This is a genomic window from Xenorhabdus hominickii (assembly GCF_002632725.1).
GTDB lineage: Bacteria > Pseudomonadota > Gammaproteobacteria > Enterobacterales > Enterobacteriaceae > Xenorhabdus > Xenorhabdus hominickii.
In genome coordinates, this window is record NZ_NJAI01000011.1 from 64,440 (window position 1) to 73,645 (window position 9,206).

Sequence of the window (9,206 nt, forward strand, 5' to 3'; positions counted from 1 at the left end):
ACCGGACAGACTTTTATCCGTATCAATTAATAAAGAAACATATGTTCTTAGATTTTCTATTTCACTCGCAACGCCTTCCAATTCATCGAATGCCTGATTTTCCCTCCATAATATATTCTTTATTTATTTCCCTTAACCGTTGAGCTAAATTACATGTTTGACGATGAACACTACGACACATTAAATAAGAACCCAGTTCAGCTTCATTTTGAGTTGCAGTAACTACGGGAAATATTGAGGCTTCAATTTCTTCTGCAATTTCGACGGCTGCTTGTAGTTTATTGTTCATGTTTAATTCCTATCAGAATTAATATTATTTATCTCAGTTACGATTAACTATTTGACCCATCCAACCTAAAATTACATATGTAGGAGCTAATAACCTTTTTGCTTCCTGCTCATTAGTTGCCTGAGCCTTAATACATATAGGGCGACGTTGTTTCATATTGGAGCGCTTTATTGCGCCGAAGATAAAGGTTTTCATGGTTTACCTTTAATTATCTAGTGATGCTAAATGTTTTTCTGTTTGCTGTATGCGCTTGGTATAAGGAGTCTTTGATGTTATCGGAAGTGCGAGTATTAACTTGGGAGTCTCTTGTATTGCTGGAGTCAGTGAGAGGCTCACCAATGAAGCAATCAATTGTATTAATGGTATTGTTAGTTTCATCGGTATCAAGGCTTTTTTGTATTGCTTCTTTTGCCTTATCCAAACAGTCAATAATGGAAAATTTTAAGCTCGCCAGAATGTGGGGGTCTGTGGTGTTTTGTGATTCATAAACCCCAAGAGCAACAGTGATTGCATGGGCTTTTGAGGTTTCCGATATTGCTTTAGATGTAAGGTGTTTCATTGTTTTCGCCTAAAAGTAAGTTTGCTAACTTCAATCAATGTTAAATAACTTACTTTTCACTGTCAAGCTAAAAAGTTAGCTTACTTACTTTATTGGCAAAAAAAAGACAACTTGTTGAAATTAAAAGTTAATTGTAATCTGCTTAACTACACCAATCAGCCTACAGTCCTCGTTGACTTCAATTGTTTTAAATGCTGGGTTTAGTGGCATCAGGTAATAAATTGATCCATCAGCTACTAATTTTTTTATTGTGGCTTCCCCAGTTCTTCCAAGTTGAGCCACTACTATCCTCCCAACCACATCATGTATATCACCATATTCAGGATCAACTATTACGATTGATCCATCAGGGATGGAAAGCGGGCCACTAGTGGATGTCATTGATTCGCCTTTAATCTTAAGAGCAAACGCACAATCTGAAACTTTCACTGTGGCAAATACAGTGTTATCAGCACTCTTGATTGTGGGAAATTCGGAAATACCAAAAGGACATGAATCTGTCCATTGCCCTGCCTGAACCCATGAAATTATAGGAACTTCTTTTACATTGAACTGATTGGCTGAAAGATACCCCGGTTCTTTGGCTGGTGGTATATCTTTTCCTGTCATTATCCATTCCGGTGGGCAGTCAAGTACTTTTGATAACGAAAGAAGGCTCTCCCCACTTGGAATAGTCGCATCTTGCTCCCACTGAGTTACTGCTGAGGGGGACACGCCAACAACTTGCGCCACATCTCTTTGCGTTAGCTTGAAACTTCTTCTTCGCTCCCGAATTCTACTTCCTATGGATGATAGTGCCATAACAAAACCTCATTAGATTATTAGTTATCTTACATTCTACATCAACTTGATGTAAGTATACTAACCATGTAGTATAGTAAGCATTCTTACTTTTTAGGAGTGAAAGATGAAAAAAAATGAAGTATTGAAACATTTCAATACCGTGAATTCTGTAGCTAAAGCAATAGGAATTACAAGTAGTGCAGTATCTCAATGGCGAGAAATCATACCTGAAAGAGCAGCTTTACGTATTGAAAAAATCACCAATGGGACACTTAAGTACAGCGCTGAAATGTACAAGAAAAACCATGTATCAACTCCATAACATAGTGATGCCCGAAATTTATCATTCGGGTGACGCGGAATGGATTCAAAAGATTCTGTCCGCGATGAACTCAACCGCAAGGGAATACGCGAGGGATAAATACGCTTACGTCTACAAACTTCGGCGGGATGAAGATCCTGTGCCGCATCGCAGGGATAACACCGGCGCTAGGGCTGCTAACACATGGCTCCGGTTGTTCTTCAAGAAAAATTACAGATCGATGAAGGGTTACACAGAACAGCCGATGGAGGTATCGACAAAGTGACCAGTTCAGTTTTGAGGTTGTACCCGCTAGAGAGTACATCCATGTATCAGTTTAATAGTACATGGGGAAGAGGGGAAAACTTTCTAGGGGGTTTGGGGGTGATCTTTGAAAGGGGTGTTAGGGAAGGCACAGCCAAGAGGAAGAACTCAGATCTTAATATAGATCACTGTAGGGGTTACAAAATGGGACAGGTGGCTAGATGGCTAAATGGAAAAAAGAAAAGGGCTTGTCCTCTGGCGGTGGAAATTATTCAAGTGAGGGTATCAATGTTAACTAAGAATGGAAATGTAAGAGGGTGCAAGAAACCGAACAGCGACACTTTGGTAGGGGTAGCTAATTCGGCTCTTGCAACAGGCACCAACAGAGGATTACCTGTGAAAAATTATCGCACGGTAACGCAGGAAAATAAACAGGGGGCGAAAGGATGCTAACTATTACCCCTAACTTTGCACAGGAACGCGCCTTAAACATGCTGCGTCAGGAGTGGAAGAACTTTAATTCGTTCATGGTCTACGCCCCCACAGGTGCGGGCAAAACTGGGTTATCTGCCTTCATCACGAGGGGCTTTGTATCCAAGGGGATGAAGGTCATGATGATCTGCCCATACCTTGTTCTGATAAATCAGACTGCCCAGCGTTTTATTGAATATGGCTTACCGGAGGATGAAATCGCGTATATCTGGCGTGACCATCCCCATCAAGACCCATCAAAGCTGATTCAGATTGCGTCGGCTGACACGCTGATCCGCCGTGACTTCCCCAAAGACATTAATCTGTTGGTGATTGATGAAGCGCACCTGAAACGCAAAAAGATACTGGAAGAAATTACGCGGCTGACCTCGGAAACAGATTGCAAGGTGGTAGGACTGTCGGGTACGCCTTTCTCGCCGTTCCTCGGTCACTACTACCAGAAGCTGATTAAGCCCACCACGATAAAGGAGTTAATCCAGCGTGGTGATCTGAGCGCGTATGAGTTTTACGCCCCCACCAAGCCTGATTTAAGCAAGGTGAAGTCTGCCCGCAATGACGACTACGGCAGCGATTACAAGGAAGACGAAATAGCGGAAATCATGTGCGGGGCTGATTTGGTCGGGGATGTGGTCAGTAGCTGGCTTAAGCTGGGCGAAAATCAGCCCACTATCTGCTTCTGTGTCAATGTCAGCCACGCCAACTTTATCACCGTCGAATTCAATCGCGCTGGGGTAAATGCTGAGGTGATGACCGCCAATACCCCTCAAGATGAACGGGATTTGATTATCCATCGGTTTGAGCAGGGTGCGACAAAAATCATTGTGAACATTGGAGTTCTCGTGGCGGGTTTTGACAGTGATGTCCGTTGCATCATTTATGCCCGTCCCACCAAGTCAGAGATCCGTTGGTTACAGTCAATCGGTAGGGGCCTGCGTACCGCCAAGGGTAAAGACCGATGCATCATTCTAGATCACTCCGGCACGGTTCACCGACTCGGCTATCCTGACGATATCGAATATGACGAATTGCCCCGCAAGAATGATGGAATGAAGTCCAGTTCCAGCTACCGGGAGCAGAAGAAGCGGGAAAAGTTACCGAAAGAATGCCCGTCCTGCCATTACATGAAGCCAGCCGGGGTTTACGTCTGCCCGAAATGCGACTTTAAGCCGTTGGTAGGGGAAGACATTGATGTCGATACCAGCCGCACTATCCAGAAGCTCAGCAAGAAAGAACGTATCTACACCCAGACCGAAAAGCAGAGTTTCTATTCCCAGTTGAAGTACTACCAAAATCAGCGGGCTTCACAGGGCAAGGCGATCAGTAACGGCTGGGTATTCTATACGTTTAAAGAGAAGTTCGGCGTTGAGCCTCGCGGCTTTCATGATACCCCGCAGGAACTGACCCCCGAAGTAAACAATTTCATCAAGCACAAACAAATTGCCTGGGCGAAATCCCGTAAGAAAACGGAACAAGTGCAACCGTCCAGCCACGAACAGCAGGAAATGCGCCTTGAGGTGGCTCACCAAAAGGTGCGCGATATCCGTGACCAGTTATCAACTCAGTCATGTCAGGGAGGCACACGATGAACACAATCAATACGGCCGAGGCGGTTATCGGGCACTGGCCTAAAGTTTTCGAATACTACGGCCTGCCTCCCGTGACAGGCAGGAAACACTTCAAGGGTCACTGTCCAATCTGTAAGCAAAAGGGCAAATTCCGCATTGATGACCGTGACGGGCGCGGAACATTCATCTGCACCTGCAATGCCGGGGATGGCTGGGCACTGCTCAGATTGACGCAGGGGAAAGAATTCAAAGTGCTGGCCGATGAGATTGATCAGTTACTGGGTATTCAGCGCGAAAAAGTTATCCCGAAGCCCAAGGTCAGCACCGTTGCGGATAAGCGCCAGAAGATGATCGCCCACTACTCACGTATGCCGGAACTGAAAGGCACCTCGGCGGAAAAATACCTCCAGCGCCGGGGAATTTACAGCCATCACCCGATTGAGCAAATCCGCTTCTGTGAAAAGCAGCCGACCTACCAAGGGGATTATCAGGCGATGTGGGCACTGGCAACAGACTCACGCGGTCAATTATGTTACCTGCACCGAACCTATCTGGACGGGGAGAAAAAAGCCCCGCTGGAGGTCACCAGAAAGATGATGTCACTCCAGGAAGAGACTTATCTTGATCATGCTCAATCCGTGGCAATCCGTTTGTTTCCGGTGAATTCCACACTGGGGATTGCCGAGGGGATTGAGACCGCCTTGTCCTGTAAGCAGATCTACAAGGTGAATACGTGGTCAACCATGAACGCCGGGCATATGGCGAAATTTATCGCCCCGCGGGGCGTTAAGCACCTCATTATTTTTGCAGATAACGACTGGAGCGCCACCGGGGAAGCGGCCGCCTATGCCTGTGCCAATAAAAATTTACTGGCGAACAACGATATTGAAAAGGTGAGCGTCAGATACCCCGATCTAGGGGATTTTAACGACCTATTGCAGCAGGGTTGTCAAGCCAGAGAACGGGAATACGTGAAAAAGCAGCAGGAGACAGCATAATGCGTGATATTCAGATGGTATTGGAGCGCTGGGGTGGATGGGCAGCAAGCGGAAATAGCAGCATTAATTATTCACCTATCGCGGCAGGCTTCAAAGGCTTATTGCCTTATACATCAAAATCAAGGCCCTCTTGCTGTGATAATGACGGCATTGCTGTAGATGGCGCTGTAGGTCAATTAATAAAATCAGGTCGTACAGATGAATTTGAGTTAATTGAATTGCACTACATTCACGATATTTCGAAATCAGAAATAGCCAGAAAAAAGAAGTGTTCTGAGGGAAAAATACGGCAAAATCTTATGGTCGCAGAAACCTTTATAGAAGCTTGTTTAATCATGGCTGGGGTTATTCTGGAAATGGACGCTTGGACACATAAAGTAACACCAACAGAAAAAGTAGCATAAAAGCTTTTCGTAACGAAATTTACGGGTTATTGTGATAAGAGTGATAGCAATGTCACACAGCTTATTAACTTCAGACCTCGCCTCGGCGGGGTTTTTTGCTTTCTGCAACGGTAAGGTTGCTTTTGAATGAGTTACCTTACCGTTGTGGAGAATGCTAAGGCTGATTGGCAGTGTATGGACTATCGGATGTACCGCACACCATCTAGAGGCGGCCTCTGCGGATTAGGCTAAGCCCCTGAGAGTATCTAGAAACCGATGCAGGAGATCAGCACCTGCCTCCACAACTCGATCATGGTCGGACAGTACCTAACATCACTGCTAAATCAATAGGTTAAATGTGATTTTAGGTGGTATGAGCAGCACCTCGATCCCCCTAGATAACTCAACCTGTTGGTCTGACCAACTAGTTCAAATTCAAGGCTGCACTTCATTCGGTGCGGCCTTTTCACTTATTAGATTAGTTTCAACTGGTTGTATGAATTATTACACAAGGCTAATCAATTCACCCAACCATAAGCATTCGTTAATATATTCGGGCTATTTAGCAGCGGACGGAAAGCTAACTCTATGGTTTAGCTTCCCATTATTTATAAATATAAGGAAATAGTATGTCTGACGTTATTAATCCCGAACATGAATGTCCATTTGACCCGAAACACTATCAATGTGACTGCTTTATTGCACCGGTGGGTTCATTCTCTTGGGCTTTGATTCAATTAAAACTACGCAAGCGTGTTGCCCGTTCTGTCTGGGGTGACAAAGGGATGTATCTGGCTATCACTCCGCGTGTGAGTGATTTAACTGTTGAGAAAGATAGTGCTTATGCGGTTGATGGTGTTGCGGTAGGGACTAAGTACGATTATCTGACTCATATTGATCTGCGTAATGAACACGGTAATTTTGTGCCGTGGCAGCCAACACAGGAAGATATGATGGCCTGTGATTGGAAGTTTTTTGAAGATAAGGTAAAGCCGGAACCAACACCAGAGCCAACACCAGAACCAACACCAGATACAATACTTCGATTGAAAGGAAAGATGACCATTGGTTCAGGTTCTGGAAAACCATTGAATAATAATCTCACATATAATTGCCTTGGTTATTTACAAAGTGGTGATGAATTCAATTTTGGTGGTTGGGAGGAAATTAGTAATAACACACCAATAAAAAATCTTGTAGGTTTTTACTCTACACAGTCATCTCCAAAGTTTAATTTTCAAGAAGAAGTTATAGACTTTTGGTTAAAGGCAGATCCAGTGAATTACGCAGAGGTTCAGAAAAAACTTGGGAGAAAAAAATTGACAGTTCGGTTCTTAGATAAGGAAATTAACAAGGAAGTTAGCTTTTCTTCTGCGAATACACCATCTGATGGTCACTTGGTATATCCTGAAGCTAGTAATTATTCTTATGCTAGCCGTCCTCTGAGGAATATATTTAGAGAGCACGTTGGGAAAACATTAGAAATTGAATTCGTTTGGGCATGATTTTAGCTTTTTAAATATCATTATTTTATAGGGCTGCGCATGGCGTGGCTTTTTTCATTTCTGGAACTTTGGCGTAGAGGGTTCGCGCGGACGCCTGAAGAGCATTAGGACTCGGTTCGATTCCGAGAGGTTCCACCAAATTATATCAAGGTCGCTGAGGCGGCTTTTTTGTTTTTAATAGGTGGTCATGATTTATTGTTAGTAACATATTGAATATAAAACAGTGATAAAGCTCTTGTATGACACTCTTCACATTTGCAAGTCTGGCTTTTATTTAATATCCTAGCAACATAGATTTGATAGTTTTGGGAATGAAGAGGCGGCTCCCAAAAGTTTAACCGCCAAGTTGGTCACTTCGACTTAGGTCTGGGACTCCAACCATGTCGGCTGAGAGGTCGGCATCTACTTTTTTCTTTTTCTTGCGGGAAGTGGTACGGATAATTGTACGTTTCTTGTTTCTATGTCTCTTGATCCAAGCGTTTTATCATAAAAAAACCAGATATTAAATTTTCTCTCTTTTGGCCATGTGTCGTGGCAGAGCGTTTTCCATCCAAGGTGACCCGCGATTTTTTCCACTAACTGTATCTTTGTATCTGACGATATCTTTTTTTGATATGAACTCATTATTGCTCCAAGGAAAAAATCAGATATCTGGATATTTTCTGAGACTTTTGAATCCTTTGTCACTACAGAGCTAATAATATTTTTTCTACCAAATTGTTTTAAGAGGGTGTTATTTGCGATTACATGAAAAGCTTCATCTGCTTTTTTATACCTAGATGCTATTGGATCGACTTCTATACGGAAAAAACAATCACGTTCAGGATGTGCTGCAATAACATTGCCTATTTTCGTGGAAATTAATTTCGTGAAGTGTTTTCTCATTGCCAAGTCGTAATCACCATCATGAAATGCTTTATTGACCATAGATTTTTCTATAACAATGCAATGAAAAGCCAACCAAGGATTCTGGAAGAAAACATCAACTAGCTCTTTGTAAAAATCGGCGTATTTCTTGGAATTAGCTTTTTTCCATTTGATTTCTTCATAGTACCTATGTTTGTCTCTTAGTTCTCTAATGAAGCGGGAGAAATCTCCTCTGCGTTGATATTTCATCCATAGGCTACCGAAGCCATAAAAGCGCTGTCCATCTATACCTGATTCATCACAAGCCACATGCCAGATTAGTTTTCCGGGGTCTCTCATGAAAGATCCTTTTGTATAAAAGATTCATAGTGATTAATTTGCCTATTAAATCACATGCATAACTAATTGATAAGGATCGTTTTAGTCAAAAATATCAAAGAGTGGTGCTTTGTTCTTGGATATTTAGCTCGATCATAAAATTAACAACACATTCGCTGCCGTAACGTCTCAACACTCCAAATTGCTGCGGTCGGCATCTTACTCACTACAAGGTCGCTGAGGCGGCTTTTTTCGTATCTGCACTCCTAACTATTTGAAATTCATTCGATATCGGAATTCCGGTAACGGAACCCATCCCAATTTTGCTCAGTGGGCAATAAATGGAATTCCTCTGATGACCCTTGAAAAAATCACTCTGGACTACCCGGAGTCTAAGAGCACGGGTATCACGCAAAAAAATATCGCTCAACTTAAGCAGCTTTTCCCTGAGGTCTTTTCGGAAGGCAAAATCGACTTTGACGCCTTAAAAGCGGTGCTGGGTGAGGCCGTTGATGATTCAGACGAGCGCTATAGCTTCACTTGGCAGGGTAAGGCGCGTGCCCGTCAGATTGCCCAGACGCCATCAACCGGTACACTACGTCCATGCAAGGAAGAGAGTGTGAATTGGGATACCACCGAGAACCTGTTTATTGAAGGCGATAACCTTGAAGTGCTTAAAATATTACAGAAGTCTTATCACAAAAAGATAAAGATGATTTATATCGACCCGCCCTATAACACCGGCAAGGATTTTATTTATAAAGACAGGTTCGATACATCGGATCGGCGTCATACAAATTGGCTGAATATGATATTTCCACGGCTGCTCGTGGCTAAAAACTTACTGCATCCGGAAGGAATGATCGCTATCTCTATCGATGA

The 9,206-nt window shown here is 43.3% G+C and carries 11 protein-coding genes, 1 tRNA gene and 1 pseudogene; 8 read left to right on the forward strand and 5 right to left on the reverse strand.

What is annotated here, in order from left to right:
- Positions 1–82: 82 nt before the first annotated feature.
- The 4 genes from Xhom_RS23215 to Xhom_RS23225 form a co-directional block, all read right to left on the reverse strand.
- Positions 83–289, reverse strand: a complete 207-nt coding sequence (locus Xhom_RS23215) for a hypothetical protein (RefSeq protein ID WP_069315738.1) — start codon at positions 287–289, stop codon at positions 83–85.
- A 33-nt stretch (positions 290–322) separates the two neighbouring features.
- Positions 323–484 (reverse strand): host cell division inhibitor Icd-like protein, encoded by a 162-nt coding sequence (locus Xhom_RS28480; RefSeq protein WP_145957496.1) that lies wholly within the window; start codon positions 482–484, stop codon positions 323–325.
- 13 nt (positions 485–497) lie between these two features.
- Complete coding sequence (locus tag Xhom_RS23220; RefSeq protein ID WP_069315739.1) at positions 498–848, reverse strand: hypothetical protein; 351 nt, start codon at positions 846–848, stop codon at positions 498–500.
- 120 nt (positions 849–968) lie between these two features.
- Complete coding sequence (locus Xhom_RS23225; RefSeq protein WP_069315740.1) at positions 969–1,649, reverse strand: LexA family protein; 681 nt, start codon at positions 1,647–1,649, stop codon at positions 969–971.
- A gap of 106 nt (positions 1,650–1,755) precedes the next feature.
- On the opposite strand from Xhom_RS23225, the gene Xhom_RS23230 reads away from it, so the two are divergent.
- From Xhom_RS23230 to Xhom_RS23265, 7 genes and pseudogenes are all read left to right on the forward strand, one after another.
- Positions 1,756–1,953 carry a Cro/CI family transcriptional regulator gene (locus Xhom_RS23230; RefSeq protein WP_069315741.1) on the forward strand — a complete coding sequence of 66 codons (198 nt, stop codon included), beginning with the start codon at positions 1,756–1,758 and terminating at the stop codon, positions 1,951–1,953.
- Positions 1,954–2,136: 183 nt separating this feature from the next.
- Positions 2,137–2,649 carry a hypothetical protein gene (locus Xhom_RS23240; RefSeq protein WP_145957497.1) on the forward strand — a complete coding sequence of 171 codons (513 nt, stop codon included), beginning with the start codon at positions 2,137–2,139 and terminating at the stop codon, positions 2,647–2,649.
- Positions 2,643–4,274 carry a DEAD/DEAH box helicase gene (locus Xhom_RS23245; RefSeq protein ID WP_069315744.1) on the forward strand — a complete coding sequence of 544 codons (1,632 nt, stop codon included), beginning with the start codon at positions 2,643–2,645 and terminating at the stop codon, positions 4,272–4,274. The genes Xhom_RS23240 and Xhom_RS23245 overlap by 7 nt, the downstream gene beginning before the upstream one ends.
- The gene (locus Xhom_RS23250; protein ID WP_069315745.1) at positions 4,271–5,251 is read left to right on the forward strand and encodes a DUF7146 domain-containing protein; all 981 of its coding nucleotides are present in this window, start codon (positions 4,271–4,273) and stop codon (positions 5,249–5,251) included. Before Xhom_RS23245 ends, Xhom_RS23250 begins: the two co-directional genes overlap by 4 nt.
- Positions 5,251–5,655, forward strand: coding sequence for an antiterminator Q family protein (locus Xhom_RS23255; protein ID WP_069315746.1), 405 nt, complete (start codon positions 5,251–5,253; stop codon positions 5,653–5,655). Before Xhom_RS23250 ends, Xhom_RS23255 begins: the two co-directional genes overlap by 1 nt.
- A 608-nt stretch (positions 5,656–6,263) precedes the next feature.
- Positions 6,264–6,642: pseudogene (locus tag Xhom_RS50250) on the forward strand (DUF2829 domain-containing protein); the annotation flags it as partial.
- A 559-nt stretch (positions 6,643–7,201) separates the two neighbouring features.
- Positions 7,202–7,277: transfer RNA gene (locus tag Xhom_RS23265), tRNA-Phe, on the forward strand.
- A 264-nt stretch (positions 7,278–7,541) separates the two neighbouring features.
- Here the strand turns inward: Xhom_RS23265 and Xhom_RS23270 are convergent.
- Positions 7,542–8,345 (reverse strand): DUF3800 domain-containing protein, encoded by an 804-nt coding sequence (locus tag Xhom_RS23270; RefSeq protein ID WP_069315748.1) that lies wholly within the window; start codon positions 8,343–8,345, stop codon positions 7,542–7,544.
- A gap of 334 nt (positions 8,346–8,679) precedes the next feature.
- Here Xhom_RS23270 and Xhom_RS31685 point away from each other — a divergent pair.
- Positions 8,680–9,206: DNA methyltransferase (locus tag Xhom_RS31685; protein ID WP_169928530.1), on the forward strand; the 527-nt coding region annotated here is incomplete at its 3' end.

What these genes read in the sequence shown, in the direction of transcription:
- Xhom_RS23245 (WP_069315744.1), top strand. Translation starts at nt 2,643, where the DNA reads ATGCTAACTATTACCCCTAACTTTGCACAGGAACGCGCCTTAAACATG.
- Xhom_RS28480 (WP_145957496.1), bottom strand. Translation starts at nt 484, where the DNA reads ATGAAAACCTTTATCTTCGGCGCAATAAAGCGCTCCAATATGAAACAA.
- Xhom_RS23225 (WP_069315740.1), bottom strand. Translation starts at nt 1,649, where the DNA reads ATGGCACTATCATCCATAGGAAGTAGAATTCGGGAGCGAAGAAGAAGT.
- Xhom_RS23230 (WP_069315741.1), top strand. Translation starts at nt 1,756, where the DNA reads ATGAAAAAAAATGAAGTATTGAAACATTTCAATACCGTGAATTCTGTA.
- Xhom_RS23255 (WP_069315746.1), top strand. Translation starts at nt 5,251, where the DNA reads ATGCGTGATATTCAGATGGTATTGGAGCGCTGGGGTGGATGGGCAGCA.
- Xhom_RS23215 (WP_069315738.1), bottom strand. Translation starts at nt 289, where the DNA reads ATGAACAATAAACTACAAGCAGCCGTCGAAATTGCAGAAGAAATTGAA.
- Xhom_RS23270 (WP_069315748.1), bottom strand. Translation starts at nt 8,345, where the DNA reads ATGAGAGACCCCGGAAAACTAATCTGGCATGTGGCTTGTGATGAATCA.
- Xhom_RS23240 (WP_145957497.1), top strand. Translation starts at nt 2,137, where the DNA reads ATGGCTCCGGTTGTTCTTCAAGAAAAATTACAGATCGATGAAGGGTTA.
- Xhom_RS23220 (WP_069315739.1), bottom strand. Translation starts at nt 848, where the DNA reads ATGAAACACCTTACATCTAAAGCAATATCGGAAACCTCAAAAGCCCAT.
- Xhom_RS23250 (WP_069315745.1), top strand. Translation starts at nt 4,271, where the DNA reads ATGAACACAATCAATACGGCCGAGGCGGTTATCGGGCACTGGCCTAAA.